This is a genomic window from Nitrobacter vulgaris, from assembly GCF_002028545.1.
Taxonomy (GTDB): Bacteria; Pseudomonadota; Alphaproteobacteria; order Rhizobiales; family Xanthobacteraceae; genus Nitrobacter; species Nitrobacter vulgaris.
On sequence record NZ_MWPQ01000040.1, the window covers coordinates 256,576 to 270,212 of the forward strand.

At 60.1% G+C, this 13,637-nt stretch carries 15 protein-coding genes; 4 read left to right on the plus strand and 11 right to left on the minus strand.

Annotation, left to right across the window (positions count from 1 at the left end; translation table 11 throughout):
* Positions 1–525 precede the first annotated feature (525 nt).
* Both B2M20_RS10435 and B2M20_RS10440 read left to right on the plus strand, forming a co-directional pair.
* The gene (locus tag B2M20_RS10435; RefSeq protein ID WP_079446957.1) at positions 526–876 is read left to right on the plus strand and encodes a hypothetical protein; all 351 of its coding nucleotides are present in this window, start codon (positions 526–528) and stop codon (positions 874–876) included.
* Between the two features lie 16 nt (positions 877–892).
* Positions 893–1,390: a hypothetical protein gene (locus tag B2M20_RS10440; protein WP_079447047.1), complete on the plus strand. Its 498-nt coding sequence runs from the start codon at positions 893–895 to the stop codon at positions 1,388–1,390.
* Between the two features lie 119 nt (positions 1,391–1,509).
* Here the strand turns inward: B2M20_RS10440 and cysK are convergent, their stop codons facing one another.
* Positions 1,510–2,487 (minus strand): cysteine synthase A, encoded by a 978-nt coding sequence (gene cysK / locus B2M20_RS10445; RefSeq protein ID WP_079447048.1) that lies wholly within the window; start codon positions 2,485–2,487, stop codon positions 1,510–1,512.
* A 207-nt stretch (positions 2,488–2,694) separates the two neighbouring features.
* Here cysK and B2M20_RS10450 point away from each other — a divergent pair, with 207 nt between their 5' ends.
* Positions 2,695–2,910, plus strand: a complete 216-nt coding sequence (locus tag B2M20_RS10450; protein ID WP_079446958.1) for a hypothetical protein — start codon at positions 2,695–2,697, stop codon at positions 2,908–2,910.
* Positions 2,911–2,937: 27 nt separating this feature from the next.
* Here B2M20_RS10450 and tgt read toward each other — a convergent pair whose 3' ends face one another.
* The 6 genes from tgt to coaD all read right to left on the minus strand — a co-directional run bounded on the left by tgt (position 2,938) and on the right by coaD (position 7,228).
* Positions 2,938–4,071 carry a tRNA guanosine(34) transglycosylase Tgt gene (gene tgt, locus B2M20_RS10455; protein ID WP_079446959.1) on the minus strand — a complete coding sequence of 378 codons (1,134 nt, stop codon included), beginning with the start codon at positions 4,069–4,071 and terminating at the stop codon, positions 2,938–2,940.
* Positions 4,068–5,150 (minus strand): tRNA preQ1(34) S-adenosylmethionine ribosyltransferase-isomerase QueA, encoded by a 1,083-nt coding sequence (gene queA, locus B2M20_RS10460; RefSeq protein WP_079446960.1) that lies wholly within the window; start codon positions 5,148–5,150, stop codon positions 4,068–4,070. Before queA ends, tgt begins: the two co-directional genes overlap by 4 nt.
* 112 nt (positions 5,151–5,262) lie before the next feature.
* Entirely contained in the window at positions 5,263–5,724 is a 462-nt protein-coding gene (locus B2M20_RS10465) for a peptidylprolyl isomerase (protein ID WP_079446961.1), read from the minus strand.
* Positions 5,700–6,128, minus strand: a complete 429-nt coding sequence (locus tag B2M20_RS10470) for an energy transducer TonB (protein WP_079446962.1) — start codon at positions 6,126–6,128, stop codon at positions 5,700–5,702. Before B2M20_RS10470 ends, B2M20_RS10465 begins: the two co-directional genes overlap by 25 nt.
* Before the next feature lie 9 nt (positions 6,129–6,137).
* Positions 6,138–6,698 carry a peptidylprolyl isomerase gene (locus tag B2M20_RS10475; protein WP_079446963.1) on the minus strand — a complete coding sequence of 187 codons (561 nt, stop codon included), beginning with the start codon at positions 6,696–6,698 and terminating at the stop codon, positions 6,138–6,140.
* 32 nt (positions 6,699–6,730) lie between these two features.
* Positions 6,731–7,228: a pantetheine-phosphate adenylyltransferase gene (gene coaD, locus B2M20_RS10480; protein WP_079446964.1), complete on the minus strand. Its 498-nt coding sequence runs from the start codon at positions 7,226–7,228 to the stop codon at positions 6,731–6,733.
* Positions 7,229–7,550: 322 nt separating this feature from the next.
* Here coaD and B2M20_RS10485 point away from each other — a divergent pair, with 322 nt between their 5' ends.
* A complete protein-coding gene (locus tag B2M20_RS10485; protein WP_079446965.1) occupies positions 7,551–7,805 on the plus strand; it encodes a hypothetical protein in 255 nt (84 codons plus the stop codon).
* A 92-nt stretch (positions 7,806–7,897) separates the two neighbouring features.
* Here B2M20_RS10485 and gyrA read toward each other — a convergent pair whose 3' ends face one another.
* From gyrA to nagZ, 4 genes are all read right to left on the minus strand, one after another.
* Positions 7,898–10,639 (minus strand): DNA gyrase subunit A, encoded by a 2,742-nt coding sequence (gene gyrA / locus B2M20_RS10490; protein WP_079446966.1) that lies wholly within the window; start codon positions 10,637–10,639, stop codon positions 7,898–7,900.
* A 354-nt stretch (positions 10,640–10,993) separates the two neighbouring features.
* Positions 10,994–11,731: an SMC-Scp complex subunit ScpB gene (gene scpB, locus B2M20_RS10495; RefSeq protein ID WP_079446967.1), complete on the minus strand. Its 738-nt coding sequence runs from the start codon at positions 11,729–11,731 to the stop codon at positions 10,994–10,996.
* Between the two features lie 19 nt (positions 11,732–11,750).
* Positions 11,751–12,587, minus strand: coding sequence for a segregation and condensation protein A (locus B2M20_RS10500; protein ID WP_079446968.1), 837 nt, complete (start codon positions 12,585–12,587; stop codon positions 11,751–11,753).
* On the minus strand, positions 12,584–13,609 hold the full coding sequence (gene nagZ, locus B2M20_RS10505; protein ID WP_079446969.1) for a beta-N-acetylhexosaminidase: 1,026 nt from the start codon (positions 13,607–13,609) through the stop codon (positions 12,584–12,586). The genes B2M20_RS10500 and nagZ overlap by 4 nt, the downstream gene beginning before the upstream one ends.
* Between the last annotated feature and the right edge of the window lie 28 nt (positions 13,610–13,637).

A 13,637-nucleotide genomic window follows, 5' to 3' on the forward strand; every position in this document is an offset into this window, starting at 1 on the left:
CTTGAGTATTCCCGACCAGAAACCTCCTGACTTTAGGCCTCGGTCGGATTGAATATATTCTCTCCTTTGAACTCCTTTGAAGCAACACGGTGGGTAATCTCTAGTTGCCAATCGTCGAAGGCATAGGGCCCGCATGTCGCTATCCTCAACGAACAGCATCTGAAATTCTGGCTTGCCGGCAGCCGTATATCGTCATATCCAGCCTCGATACGGCGTCTTTTGAAGATCTCTATTCTTCCTCACCGAAACTGAGTATGAGCGTTTCAAGGTCAATAAACTGCCCGATTCGTTACGGTTTTGCTGGACAGCAACAGTGGCGGGTCAGGAGTTTCTTTAAGTGCGCGACTGATGCGCGGAGGTAATATATTGAATTGATTAGTGATTGGCCAATATCGGCCGAGACACTATTTCGTGCGCGCGAACCTGACGCTGGCCTCAAGCTATCGGCCGCGATCCGCCCTGCCGCTATTTTGGACACAATCTGCCGGAATAACGCGGCGATCACGAAAATCGAGGAATTAGTTCATGCGTCATGTTCGCATTCATGCTGTTCTTTTTTCATGTGGCCTGATTGCGGGCTTGGCTTCCCCGGCGCTTGCCGGAAAAACTTATGACGGGCTTTGGAACGTCAAAATCGTCACCAAGACGGGCACCTGCGACCCGGTGGCGCAATATCCTCTGACCGTTACCGACGGTAAGGTTTCGGCGGCAGGCGCTGACATCACCGGCAGTGTCGGAAACCAAGGTTACGTGAAGGTATCCATCCGCGGCGCTTACGCCAACGGACAGCTCAACGGTAATGTTGGATCGGGGAAGTGGAATGGAGCGTCCGGAGGAGTTCCTTGTAGCGGGCGCTGGGAAGCTTCGCGTCAGTAATAATGGGATGATGCAAATGGGATTTGGGGGGATCATGTCACGAGGATTATCCGCCGCGTGCGCGCTCGGCGCTGTGGTGATGCTGTCGATATCCGCTAGCTCCGCTGGAGCGGGGCCGTTTGAAGGCTTGGCGGGTGTCTGGACCGGACGTGGCAGTATCCAGCTCGAGGATGGCTCAACCGAAAAGATCCGCTGCAAGGCCACCTATGCCGTGAGTGGCGATGCCCAGGGCCTCAATCAGACGCTGCTATGCGCCAGCGACAGTTACAAATTCGAACTCAGAAGCAATGTGCTCGCTCGTAACGGCGTTCTGTCGGGAGAGTGGCGCGAGACCAGCCGCAATGTTAGCGGAACCCTCGAAGGACGGGCCGGTAACGGCCAGTTTAACGTCGACGTCAGCGCTCCCGCATTTACGGCAAAGCTCAAGATGAAGACGAACGGCAACCGGCAGGACGTGGTCATCAGTTCGGACGGTCAGTTCAGGGGGGCCAATATCTCGCTGTCCCGTTCCTGATCTCAGCGCAGTCTTCGGTATAGCGCTTCCGAACGAAGTGCAATTCGGTTGCGAGAAGAAAAGCACGTCAGAAAAAGATCGAGTCTTTCACCGTTCCGTGAAGCGGTGAAAGACTCTGGTCAGATTCCCTCGAACAACGCCGTCGAGAGATATCGCTCCGAGAACGAGGGGACGACGGCAAGAATGGTTTTGCCTTCGCTGCCGGGCCTCCGGCCGATGGCAAGCGCCGCTGCAACAGCTGCACCGGACGAAATCCCCCCTGGAATGCCTTCGCTACGCGCCAAGGCACGGGCGGTTTCCAATGCCGTGGCGCTATCGACTTTCACGACCTCATCAATGACGGAACGATCCAGGATTTGGGGGACAAAACCCGCGCCGATCCCCTGGATCTTGTGCGGCGAATGCCGTCCGCCCGACAGTACCGCGCTCTCCTCGGGTTCGACTGCAACGATGCGCAAGGACGGCTTGCGGGGCTTCAGGGCCTGACCAATCCCCGTTATGGTCCCGCCAGTCCCGACCCCAGCCACGACCCAATCAATGTTCCCGCCGGTATCGTTCCATATCTCTTCGGCCGTGGTGAGCCGGTGAATCTCCGGATTGGCGAGGTTCTTGAACTGTTGCGGCATGACGGCGTGCGGAGTCGTGCGCACCAGCTCCTCGGCCATGGCGATTGATCCTTTCATACCCTCGGCCGCCGGCGTCAGAACGATTTCCGCTCCCAGAAAGGCCAGCATCTTGCAGCGCTCCGTCGAGACTGACTCTGGCATCACCAGCTTCAGGCGGTAGCCACGCGAGGCCGCAACGAACGCCAGCGCTATGCCAGTGTTTCCCGAGGTCGGTTCGATCAGAACCGTGTCGGCATCGATCTTGCCAGCTTTCTCCATTGCCACGATCATTGCCGCGCCGATACGATCTTTCACGCTCGTGGCTGGGTTGAAGTATTCCAGTTTGGCCAGAATGATTGCATTCACACCATGCTGTTGTGGCAGCCTGCGCAGCCGGACGATCGGGGTGTCTCCAACCGTATCGACAATGCTGTCGAACACACGGCCACGGCCGGCATGGTGCGGTGCATCAACCTTTGATTTTGTATCCATGTCAGCGTCCTCGAGTAGTTGAACAATGCTCATCACGATCAGCCAGCGTGTCGGGGGCTAAAGTCTGGCAGCAATACGTTGCGCCAAGCCCGATACTTGCAGAACTGGAATTCGTAAAAGAAACGCATTTGTGTTGCGACATCGTCAAACGATGCGTGTAGCGTGCCCGAAAGTCCAGACTGATTAATTTTCATAAGGAGGTCACGAATGCCAGCGATTGCTGAAATCCGGTCGACCGCCCTGCCGCACTCCGTGCCTCGCGGAAGCGATCTTCCGACGTGCCCGGTTTGCGCCGACTCGATGATTGCAGCGGAAGCATCCGCATACTTGCCCGACAACGTCATCGGCCACTTGTGGAGCTGCGACACATGCGGTTACGGCTTCGTAACCAAGCATGTCGTCCAACGCATCGCCTGCAATTGATACGATCTTTTCCGATGCAGTCAGACATCAGCGCATAGCGATATCGCCGCGCGCCCAGCCTTCGCGTGTCAGCTCGCGAAACTGCTGAAAGGTTCCTCCTTTAATCGCCGTACGCATAGCCTGCATCAGGCTCTGATAATATGCGATGTTGATCCCGGAGAGTAGCATCGCGCCGAGCGTTTCGCCGGATCGCACCAGATGATGCAGATAGGCGCGCGAATAATTTCGCGATGCCGGCCATGAACTCTCTTCGTCGAGTGGACGCGGGTCGTCGGCGTGACGGGCGTTGCGAAGATTGATCTGGCCGAAGCGGGTGAAGGCCATGCCGTGGCGTCCGTTCCGTGTCGGCATGACGCAATCGAACATATCGATGCCGCGCGCGACTGCTTCCAGCAAATCGTCCGGCGTCCCCACACCCATCAGATAGCGCGGCCGGTCCACCGGCAGCCACGGCGCGGTTTCCTCGATCATCGCGAGCATGATGGCCTGCGGTTCTCCGACCGCGAGACCGCCGATGGCGTAACCGTGAAAGCCGATCTCGGTCAGCCTGCACGCGCTCGTGCGCCGCAGGTCGGAGCTGTCCCCACCTTGAACGATGCCGAACAGCATGTTGGCGGCGGGGGCGCCCTCGAAAGCGCGCCTGCTGCGCTCGGCCCAGCGCAGCGAGAGCTGCATAGCGCGCTCAATGTCGGTACGCTCGGCGGGGAGCCGAACGCATTCGTCGAGCTGCATCGCGATGTCGGAGCCGAGCAGCCGCTGAACCTCGACGGCGCGTTCAGGCGTCAGTTCGATCGCGGTACCGTCGATATGAGAGCGAAACGTCACGCCCTGCTCTTTCACCTTTCGCAACTGGGCCAGCGACATCACCTGGAACCCGCCGGAATCCGTCAACATCGGCCCGCCCCAGGTCGTGAATTTTTGCAAGCCGCCGAGTTCGTCGATCCGCTCAGCTCCGGGCCGCAGCATCAGGTGATAGGTATTGCCGAGCACGATATCGGTCCCGGCGTCGCGCACCTCTTGCCATTGGAGGCCCTTCATGGCGCCTTGTGTCCCGACGGGCATGAACGCCGGTGTGCGCACCGCGCCGTGAGCTGTGGTGAGAAGTCCGGTGCGAGCGCTGCCGTCGCGTCCGAGAATTTCGAAATGGTTGGCGAGGCTCATGCGTCCGACCTGTCCGGAAACAGCAAGCAGGCGTCGCCATAGGAATAGAACCGGTACCCCCCCGCGATCGCATGAGCATAGGCATGTTTCATGGTTTCAAAACCGCTAAAGGCCGAGACCAGCATAAACAGCGTCGACCGCGGCAGATGAAAATTTGTCATCAGGATATCGACCGCGCGAAAGCGATAGCCCGGCGTGATGAATATCGCGGTCTCCCCGGTGAACGGCGCGATTTGACCGTCGTCGCCTGCCGCGCTTTCCAAAAGCCGAAGCGATGTCGTTCCGACGGCAACGATCCGACCACCGCTCGCTCGCGTCGCGTTCAGCGCGGCCGCGGTTTCGGCGGATATCGTACCCCATTCCGAATGCATACGATGCCCGGCGCTGTCTTCGGCTTTGACCGGAAGAAACGTACCGGCACCGACATGCAGGGTGATCCGATGAAGGCCCACGTCGCGTTCGCGTAGCGCCGCTTCGATCGCCGGCGTGAAATGCAGTCCCGCGGTCGGTGCAGCGACGGCTCCCTCATGAGCTGCGAACATCGTCTGATAGTCTGCAGCATCGCGGTCGTCGGGCGCGCGCTTTGATGCAATGTATGGCGGTAGCGGCGTTGAGCCCAGATCGGCAATGGCCTGATCCAGCGTGGGTCCGTGAAACGAAAAGGCGAACGTCACTTCGCCCTCCTCGCCTTTGCTTTCGACCTGCGCATCGAGGTGCCCGAGGAAGCACACCCGTCCCTCGTTGCCAAAGCGAACGATGTCTCCCGTCATGAGCTTCTTGGCCGGCCTGACCAATGCGCTCCAGCGAGAACCGTCGAGGCGCTTGATCAGCGTGGCGTCGATCCTCGGCTCAGTCTCGCGACCGATGCGGCGGCCATGCAACTGAGCGGCGATGACACGCGTATCGTTCACGACGAGTTGGTCACCGGGCCGCAGCCATTCTGGAAGATCTCTTACCCGTTGGTCGCGTAAACCGGCCCCGGGCTGCACCACGAGCATCCGCGCGGAATCGCGCGGGCTCGCCGGACGCAGCGCAATGCTCTCGGCCGGCAATTCGAAATCGAAGAGATCGGTTCGCATGAAATTATCAAGCTGACGGATGTAACTCGTCACTGAACCCGTTAGCCCGAAACGTCAATGGCCGGAACGCATCCGGCCATTTCACGTCGGTCTGAAGAGTCGGAATATCGCCTCAAGCGTCGGCCGCTATCCTGGCCTTCACGATCTTGTCAGGATTTTGCACTGGCTCACCGCGCTTGATCTTGTCGACGTTCTCCATACCTTCGATCACTTTGCCCCAGACAGTATATTGCCCGTTCAGGAAAGACGCATCGTCGAAGCAGATGAAGAACTGACTGTCACCCGAATCCGGACTTTGCGCTCGCGCCATGGATGCGGTGCCACGCACATGGGGCTCCCTGTTGAACTCAGCCTTCAGTTTTTGGCCTGAGCCGCCCATACCGGTGCCTTGCGGGCATCCGGTCTGCGCCATGAAGCCATCGATAACGCGATGGAATACGATACCATCGTAGAACCCCTCACGAACCAGCTCCTTGATCCGCGCAACATGACCGGGAGCGAGATCGGGCCGCATTTCGATAGTCACGGGTCCCTGCGTGGTTTCGAGGATCAAAGTGTTTTCGTTTTCAGCCATGCTCTCTTCTCTTCTCTTGCTTTGGGAGGGGTTCGTCGATCGTCAAATCGGATGGTCAGGGGACGGCCCGCAATCGCTTCGCCCATGCCTGAGGTAAATGGCATCGGTGCGCAGCGTTGTAATGCTTCCATCACGGCCGTCCGGTAGAGGATACGCTCTCCGTCCGTTGCGTCGTGCCTCTCGTAAGTAATCCGCGGCCGACCCAACAAGCTGCCGTCCCGCCTGAATGTGAACTGCACGGTGATCTCCATGCCGGCACTGTCGCGCGGCAAAGCGGGCGGCTGCCAGCATCCCTTCAAGCGCGCGGACATGGCGGCCAGATTCGCCACGCCGCCGTCCTGCGCCATCGTATCTGGTGATACGCCGGCGATGCAGATCGCAACCATTACGGTCAGCCAGCGCATGGGCTGCGCTCACTTGATATCGGAGGCAACCTGAACCTTCAGCATCTTGTCCGGATCGGTGACGGTGCCGCTTCGCGACCCGGCGGGCGCCTTTTTCAACTTGTCCACCACATCCATGCCGGAGACGACATCGCCGACCACGGTATATTTGTTGTTGAGGAAGGACGCGTCGTCAAAGCAGATGAAGAACTGCGAATTCGCCGAGTCATTACTTCCCGCGCGCGCCATGCCGACCACGCCGCGCTTGAACGGAACGGTGGAGAACTCGGCCTGGAGGTTCGGATACTTCGAGCCACCGGTACCGTTGAAATTTTTGCCGTCGCCGGTCTGCGCCATGAAGCCATCCATGACGCGATGGAACGGAACGTTATTGTAGAAGCCATCACGAGCAAGCTGCTTGATGCGCTCGGCATGTTTGGGCGCGATGTCGGTCCGAAGCTTGATGACAATCTGGCCTTTCGTGGTGTCGATCACGATGGCGTTCTGCTTGTCGAGACTGGTCGGCAATGGCTGCGCAAGGGCGGGGACCACGAACATCAGCGCGGCAACGAGGCCAAGGATTCTAATCATGATAACTCCGGATCAGAGGAAGATCGGTTCATTCAACCGGCGAATTTGGTCTTGAGCTCCGAGGCGACCAGTTGCGGAACGAAAGCTGAGACATCGCCGCCCATCGTTGCGATCTGGCGCACCAGTGTGGCGGTGATCGGGCGGACGCCGGGCGAAGCCGGAACGAACACCGTATGCACGTCGGGGGCCATAGTCTCGTTCATACCGGCGATCTGCATTTCATAGTCGAGATCGGTGCCATCGCGCAGGCCCCGAACCAGAATCGTGGCACCGGCCTTATGCGCGGCTACGACTGTGAGGTCGTCGTAAGTCGCGCAATCGAAGGCGCAGCCCGCTTCAACCGCGATCGGTTCGAACACCGAGCGTGCCATCGAAAGACGCTCTTCTGCCGAAAACAGCGGCGTCTTGCCGGGGTGAACGCCGACAGCCACGATCAGCCGGTCACATAGGACGACGGCGTGTCTGACGACGTCGAGATGGCCGTTGGTGACGGGGTCGAACGATCCCGGATAGAGCGCGACGCGTGGCATCACCCCCTCTAGCGCGCCTGTTCAGGGGCCGCAAGCAGGCCGGGTTCCACAATATTCGGGGCTTCCGTCGATATTTATTTCTTGGCGCCGATCGAACCGCTGCGGGGGTGTACGCGTCTTATCGTACGTCAGGGGACAACTGAAATCATTACAGATTTCAGGATTTTGTTTCGTCCGAAAGACCAGGTTGAAACAATTCTTCGCATGATGAAACCGCTTTTCATGGCTGGCGAAGATATCGCGAAACCAGGGTCGGTTATCAATCCGCCCAACAAACGGGCCGCCAAAACAAACGGACAGGCTCAAATTACAGGGGACCGTCATGATCAAAGCTCTTTCCGCAGTCGCGGTCGCGGCGTTCATCGCAGCCGCCCTCACCGTTCTTCCCGGTTTTGCTCCCCAGGTTTCCGCCAGCACGCCCGTTCCGCTCGCCAAAGCGGACCGGCTGGACATCCACCCGGTTGGAACGACCTGCTCACAGCGAGCCTGGCCGAATTTCGAAACGTCCTGCCTTCGCGCCGCCGGCTCCAAAACGGTAGTTCGTGAAGCTCGGCTCGTCACGCCAGAGCATCGCTGATCCGGATTTAATTCCGTTCCTTGATCGCCTAAGGAGGGGCCGCCCGCATGACGCGAGCGGCCTTTGCATTTGGCGCAAAGGGGCAAAGCCCGCTATCCGCCGTTGCCGTTTTCGCCATCCTCGCGGATATGTTCGACCGACACCACATGCTCATCATCCGCCGTATTGAACACGCGAACGCCCTTGGAAGCGCGGCTGGTGATGCGGATGCCTTCCACCGGCACTCGGATCAATTGCCCGCCATCACTCACCAGCATGATCTGATCCGACATTTCGACCGGGAATCCAGCCACGAGATGGCCGATCTCGCCGAGTTTGGTCGGATCGGTCGCGCGGATACCCTTGCCGCCACGTCCTGAAACCCTGAATTCGAACGACGACGATCGCTTGCCATAACCCTGTGCGGTGACAGTGAGCACAAACTGCTCGGCGGCGCCCATCTCCACATAGCGCCCTTCGGGCAGCGAGAGATCGGTATGTGCGGCCTCGTCAGCCTCGGGCGTCGCCTCCTCGGGCTCGATATCCTCGCCGGTTGCAGCGCGGCGGATCGCGCCGGACTGTTTGAGGTACGCGGCGCGTTCGGCCGGCGTGGCGTCGAAGTGATGCAGTATCGACAGTGAGATAACCCGGTCGCCCTTAGCCAGCGCGATGCCGCGTACGCCCATCGATGTCCGGCCCGAGAACACGCGTACGTCGGTGACCGGAAACCGGATGCACTGACCGCCTGCGGCGGTCAGCAGCACATCGTCGCGCTCAGTACATATCTGGACGTCGACGATCGACTCGCCCTCACCAAGCTTCATCGCGATGATGCCGGAGCGCCGGACATCGACGAAATCGGAGAGCTTGTTGCGGCGGACCGTTCCGCTGGTGGTCGCGAACATCACATCCAGGTCGGCCCACGACGATTCATCTTCAGGAAGCGGCATGATGGTGGTGATGCGCTCGCCCTGTTCGAGCGGCAGGATGTTGATCATCGCCTTGCCGCGCGCATTCGGGGCCGCCATCGGCAGCCGCCAGACCTTTTCCTTGTAGACCTGTCCGCGAGATGAAAAGAACAGCACCGGTGTATGGGTCGATGCCACGAACAGCCGGCTGACGAAATCCTCATCCCTCGTCTGCATTCCGGAGCGGCCCTTCCCGCCCCGCTTTTGAGCGCGATAGGCCGATAGCGGCACCCGTTTGACATAACCCGCGTGCGAGACGGTCACGACCATGTCCTCGCGCTGGATCAGGTCCTCGTCTTCGACCTCACCTTCCTGTTCGACGATAATCGTCCTGCGCGGAGTGGCGAATTCGGACTTCACCGCGCCAAGCTCACTCTTGATGATGGCCTGTACGCGGGCGCGCGACCGCAGGATCTCCAGATAATCGGCAATCTCGATGGCGAGCTTGTCGAGCTCGTCAGAAATTTCCTCACGGCCAAGCGCGGTCAGGCGTTGCAGGCGCAGATCGAGAATAGCCTTGGCCTGCTCCATCGACAGCCGCGCGGTGCCGTCCGGCGACATGCGGTGGCGCGGATCGTCGATCAGCGTGATCATCGCCGCCACGTCCTTCGCCGGCCAATCGCGCGACATCAGGGTATCACGTGCCGTGGTTGGATCGGGAGACTCCCGGATCACACGAATGATCTCGTCGATATTGGCGACGGCGATGGCCAGGCCAACCAGGATATGGGCGCGGTCGCGCGCCTTGTTGAGCAAGAATTTGGTTCGGCGGGTGACGACCTGTTCGCGGAACGCGATGAACAGCGTCAGCAGGTCTTTCAGATTCATGAGCTGCGGCCGACCCGCATCCAGCGCCACCATGTTGGCGCCGAAGTTGGTTTGCAGCGGCGTGAACCTGTAGAGCTGGTTGAGCACGACTTCCGGAACGGCGTCGCGCTTCAACTCGACGACGACGCGGAAACCCTCTCGATCGGATTCGTCACGCAAGTCCGAAATACCGTCGATCCTCTTCTCGCGCACCAGCTCGGCGATACGTTCGACCATACTGGCCTTGTTGACCTGATACGGGATCTCCGAAATCACGATCGCTTCGCGGTCCTTGCGGATCGTATCGATCGACACCTTGCCGCGCATCACGATCGAGCCGCGGCCGAGGTGATAAGCCGAGCGGATGCCTTGCCGCCCGAGGATAATGCCGCCGGTTGGAAAATCCGGGCCCGGAATGATGTTGATGAGGTCGTCGATCCCCAGCGCGGGATTGTCGATCAGCGCCACGCAGGCATCGATGACTTCGCCGAGATTGTGCGGCGGGATGTTTGTAGCCATGCCGACGGCAATGCCGCCGGCGCCGTTGACCAAAAGGTTTGGAAACTTCGCCGGAAGGACCGAGGGTTCCTTCTCGCTGTTGTCGTAGTTGGGCTGGAAATCAACGGTGTCCTTGTCGATATCGTCGAGCAGCGATTGCGCGATCTTGGTAAGGCGGGATTCGGTGTAGCGCATGGCCGCTGCCATATCGCCGTCCACCGAGCCGAAATTGCCCTGCCCGTCGATCAGCGGCACGCGCATCGAGAAACTCTGCGCCATACGCACCAGCGCGTCGTAGACCGACTGGTCGCCGTGAGGATGGTACTTACCGATGACGTCGCCAACGGTGCGCGCCGACTTGCGATAGGGCTTATTCCACTCGAAACCGTTCTCGTACATCGCGTAGAGAATTCGCCGGTGAACCGGCTTGAGACCGTCACGCGCATCCGGCAGCGCCCGCGCCACGATTACGCTCATGGCGTAATCGAGATAGCTTCGTTTCATCTCATCGAGGATCGAAACGGGCCGAATGCCCGAAGGCGCCGGCGGCTCCCCGGGTTTGGTGTCGTCGGTGTCTGACAAAGAAGGATTCCGGTCGGTTTCTACTTGGATTCATATAGCTTATCGAGGCTCGGAAGACCACCTTCGGCAGCCCTGCAAGGCGGTTTTTTCCCGTCGTTTTTTCAGACACTTATAGGCTATTCTGGCAACCAGAATCTGATGATGGAACGGTGGTCCTGACTACGCGCTGACGACCTGCGTGACGGTTATGGTGGTGAGGGTTCGGCCGGCGCGGGGAGGCCCAGCAGGCAACGCAAGCGGCGGAGGAACACGCGCGAAAAATCGCGGCTAAAACGCGTCAGACCAAAAAAACATCGAACCCGCGACCGATCCGATCAGCAGCGGAGAGCCTCTAGCTCAAGCTAGGCTTAGACCCTACTGCGCCGAGCCGCCGCTGCTCGAACTATCGCTTTCAGGATCCAGAGGCGGAACTAGCGCCAGTTCGAGATCGCCCGCCTCAAGCGGCTCCTCATCGTCCCGCAAAGTCGGATCGTCGGAAGGTGTGGGAACACTGAACCCGCCCGGCAGACGAGAATCCAGCAGCCCCGTTCCCTTCAGTTCTTCCAGGCCCGGCAGGTCGCCGAGATTTTCGAGGCTGAACTGGGACAGGAACGTCTCTGTCGTTCCGAAGGTGAGCGGGCGGCCTGGTGTCTTGCGGCGGCCGCGCGGCTTGATCCACCCGGTCTCCAGCAGCACGTCGAGCGTCCCCTTGGAGGTGACGACGCCGCGAATTTCCTCAATCTCGGCGCGGGTCACAGGCTGATGATAGGCAATGATCGCCAACACCTCGATCGCCGCGCGCGACAGACGCCGGGTTTCCGTGCTTTCCCGCGTCATCAGCCACGCCAGATCGCCCGCTGTACGGAATGTCCACTTATTGGCGATGCGCACCAGGTTGACGCCCCGCGAGGCGTAGTCCGCCTGCAACTGGGCAAGGGCCATTTTGATGTCGACACCGTCGGGCATCCGCTTGGCCAGCGCGGCCTGATCCAGCGGCTCGGATGAAGCGAATAGCAGCGCCTCCAACAACCGTAATTCCTCGGGACGCGCTGCGGGTCGTTCCGACTCAAATTCCTCGAGCTGCTCCACGCGCATTTCCGCCAAGCTTGCCATGCTCGCTCTCCTTCTTCACTTACTGCGTCGAGGTGTCCGGCCCCGCCATCGGATCGGGTGCCGGCTGCCGCGCACGCTTGCGAAAATAAAGCGGTGCGAAGGCCTCTTTTTGATTCAGATCCATGACACCCTCGCGCACCAATTCGAGTGCAGACGCAAAACTCGACGCGAACACGGTAGCCCGCTGCGACGGATCGACAACAAAGGTCATCAGATACTGGTCGAGACATCCCCAATCCTCGCCGGAGAGACCGACCAGACGCTCAAGCGAGGCTCGTGCTTCGCTCAACGACCAGACCGTTCGCTTGGCCATATGAACGGTCGTCAATACACGCTGCTGCCGTTGCACGGCATAAGCGGAGAGCAGGTCGAACAGCGTCGCGGTGAATCTCGGATGGCGAATCTCAGCGATCGATTCCGGGTTGCCTCGCGGAAAGATGTCACGCCCCAACTGCTGACGATTCATCAGGCGGTTCGACGCCTCCCGGATGGCCTCAAGACGCCGCAGGCGATTGGCAAGCGCCGTCGCCATCTCCCCGGCGCTGGGCCCATCCGGCGTCGGGGGCTCCGGCAGCAGCAAGCGCGATTTCAGAAATGCTAGCCATGCCGCCATGACCAGATAGTCGGCGGCCAGTTCGAGACGAATCTTGCGGGCCGCCTCTATGAAAACGAGATACTGATCGGCAAGCGCCAGAATGGAAATTTTCGACAGGTCGACCTTTTGCTGGCGGGCAAGCGCCAGCAAAAGGTCAAGCGGGCCTTCATAACCCTCGACATCGACCACGAGCGCAACCTCGTCGATGACGACGGGCTCGGTGGGCCGACCTGTTTCAAACGACAGAATTTCCGCGCTCATGCGCTCGCTGCCCCCGCTGCCGTTAACGCGTCGAGTTCCGCCCGCGCCGCTTCGCGGTCGAACGGTTGCGGCGGCTTGCGCTTGGCCAGGGCTCGCCGGGCGCGGTCCAGCGCAAAACCCGATAGCTCCGGAGCTTCGCTGGCGACCTGCCGCATCTCATCCAGATTGCCATTGCAGTGCAGGACTATGTCGCAGCCAGCCGCAACGATTGCTCTCGTCCGCTGGGCGATCGATCCCGCCAACGCGTTCATGGACACGTCATCACTCATCAATAATCCCTGAAACCCGATGGTCCCGCGAATCACCCGTTCGATGATTGTCGCAGATGTCGTGGCCGGTTGGGTGGCATCAATTGCACTGAACACAACATGTGCGGTCATCGCCATCGGCAGGTCCGCAAGGGGACGAAATGCAGCGAAATCAAAGGCCTCCAGATCGTCTTTCAAGGTTTCCACAATCGGGAGTCGGTGATGGGTGTCAGCAGTCGCCCGACCGTGACCCGGAATGTGCTTGAGAACCGGCAGAACACCACCCTGCTCTAGTCCCTCAGTAACGGCCCGTGCGATCGTCGCGACCTTGTGAGGATCAGCGCCATAGGCGCGATCACCGATGACGGCATCCGCACCGGGTACAGGAACATCCGCCAGCGGCAGGCAGTCGACTGTGATGCCGAGATCGGCGAGATCGGCCGCGATCAGTTGTGCGCTGAGCCGTGCGGCCTTTAGCCCCGCGTCGCGGTCGCGGTCATAGAGGACGCCGAACGTCGCGCCTGCCGGATAGACGGGCCAGTGGGGCGGTCCCAACCGCTGCACGCGGCCGCCTTCCTGGTCTATCAGGACAGGAGCATCGCTATCCTCGACGGCTTCTCTAAACTCCTGAACTAAACGAGCGACTTGCAGGGGATTGTCTACATTCCTTTTGAACAGAATGAACCCCCACGGGCGCTGTTCGCGCAGGAATTCGCGCTCCTCCGTTGTCAGACTTAGGCCTGACGCTCCCGTGATGAATGCGCGCGAACTCATGGCGGCCGATTAGCCTTCATCGGCCGCG

What these genes read in the sequence shown, in the direction of transcription:
- B2M20_RS10485 (WP_079446965.1), top strand. Translation starts at nt 7,551, where the DNA reads ATGATCAAAGCTCTTTCCGCAGTCGCGGTCGCGGCGTTCATCGCAGCC.
- B2M20_RS10450 (WP_079446958.1), top strand. Translation starts at nt 2,695, where the DNA reads ATGCCAGCGATTGCTGAAATCCGGTCGACCGCCCTGCCGCACTCCGTG.
- B2M20_RS10435 (WP_079446957.1), top strand. Translation starts at nt 526, where the DNA reads ATGCGTCATGTTCGCATTCATGCTGTTCTTTTTTCATGTGGCCTGATT.
- scpB (WP_079446967.1), bottom strand. Translation starts at nt 11,731, where the DNA reads ATGGCAAGCTTGGCGGAAATGCGCGTGGAGCAGCTCGAGGAATTTGAG.
- coaD (WP_079446964.1), bottom strand. Translation starts at nt 7,228, where the DNA reads ATGCCACGCGTCGCGCTCTATCCGGGATCGTTCGACCCCGTCACCAAC.
- B2M20_RS10475 (WP_079446963.1), bottom strand. Translation starts at nt 6,698, where the DNA reads ATGATTAGAATCCTTGGCCTCGTTGCCGCGCTGATGTTCGTGGTCCCC.
- B2M20_RS10440 (WP_079447047.1), top strand. Translation starts at nt 893, where the DNA reads ATGGGATTTGGGGGGATCATGTCACGAGGATTATCCGCCGCGTGCGCG.
- queA (WP_079446960.1), bottom strand. Translation starts at nt 5,150, where the DNA reads ATGCGAACCGATCTCTTCGATTTCGAATTGCCGGCCGAGAGCATTGCG.
- cysK (WP_079447048.1), bottom strand. Translation starts at nt 2,487, where the DNA reads ATGGATACAAAATCAAAGGTTGATGCACCGCACCATGCCGGCCGTGGC.
- B2M20_RS10500 (WP_079446968.1), bottom strand. Translation starts at nt 12,587, where the DNA reads ATGAGCGCGGAAATTCTGTCGTTTGAAACAGGTCGGCCCACCGAGCCC.
- B2M20_RS10470 (WP_079446962.1), bottom strand. Translation starts at nt 6,128, where the DNA reads ATGCGCTGGCTGACCGTAATGGTTGCGATCTGCATCGCCGGCGTATCA.
- tgt (WP_079446959.1), bottom strand. Translation starts at nt 4,071, where the DNA reads ATGAGCCTCGCCAACCATTTCGAAATTCTCGGACGCGACGGCAGCGCT.
- B2M20_RS10465 (WP_079446961.1), bottom strand. Translation starts at nt 5,724, where the DNA reads ATGGCTGAAAACGAAAACACTTTGATCCTCGAAACCACGCAGGGACCC.
- nagZ (WP_079446969.1), bottom strand. Translation starts at nt 13,609, where the DNA reads ATGAGTTCGCGCGCATTCATCACGGGAGCGTCAGGCCTAAGTCTGACA.